Here is an 800-nt window from a genome sequence, read left to right as displayed (position 1 = left end):
CAATATACCTTCGGAATCCGCTCCATGCGACAGACCATCAAAGAAATCGAAACGAATGTGGCATACCGCTGGTTCCTTGGCTTCGGGTTTCATACCGAGATCCCCCATTTCTCCACGTTCGGAAAAAACTACATTCGCCGATTTGCAGAGACAGACTTGTTCGAGCAGATTTTCTATCGGGTGCTAAAAGAAGTCGCTGATCGAGGATTACTAAGCCCTGAACACGTCTTTATCGATTCCACACACGTGAAGGCAAGCGCAAATAAGCGGAAATTCCAAAAGAAAGTCGTTCGGAAAGAGACCAAAGCGTATGAAAAGAAACTGCAGGAAGAATTGAATATGGACCGTGTGGAAAATGGAAAGAAGCCATTCCCGCCAGAAAAGTTTGAGAAAGAAGAGTACAAGGAAATCAAGGAATCCACGACAGATCCAGAAAGCGGCTACTATGTAAAAGATGAACGGACCAAGCAGTTCGCCTATTCCTTCCATGCAGCCACAGACGAGAAAGGATTTGTGCTGGCGAATATCGTGACACCTGGCAATATCCACGATAGCCAGCTGCTTGAGCCATTGGTGGAGAAAATTATTGATCAAGTCGGACGACCGGTTGCCGTTGCTGCTGACGCTGCCTACAAGACACCGGCTATTGCGAATTACCTGCTGGAAAACCAGATGCTCCCTGTCCTTCCGTACAAGCGACCGATGACGAAGAAAGAGTTCTTCAAGAAAAGTGAGTACGTCTATGATGAATACCATGATTGCTATCTCTGTCCGGAAGGGCAGATCTTGAACTACCGCAC

At 47.0% G+C, this 800-nt stretch carries 1 protein-coding gene; it reads left to right on the top strand.

Translation table 11 applies throughout. The features are described from left to right. The coding region (locus GD002_RS17585; RefSeq protein ID WP_153733658.1) for a transposase at window positions 1-800 on the top strand (800 nt) is incomplete at both ends.

The sequence above is a fragment of the Sporosarcina obsidiansis genome (assembly GCF_009651005.1).
Taxonomy (GTDB): Bacteria; Bacillota; Bacilli; order Bacillales_A; family Planococcaceae; genus Sporosarcina; species Sporosarcina obsidiansis.
Note: the sequence above shows the minus strand (reverse complement) of the source record. Positions and strands in the feature narration are given on the sequence as shown.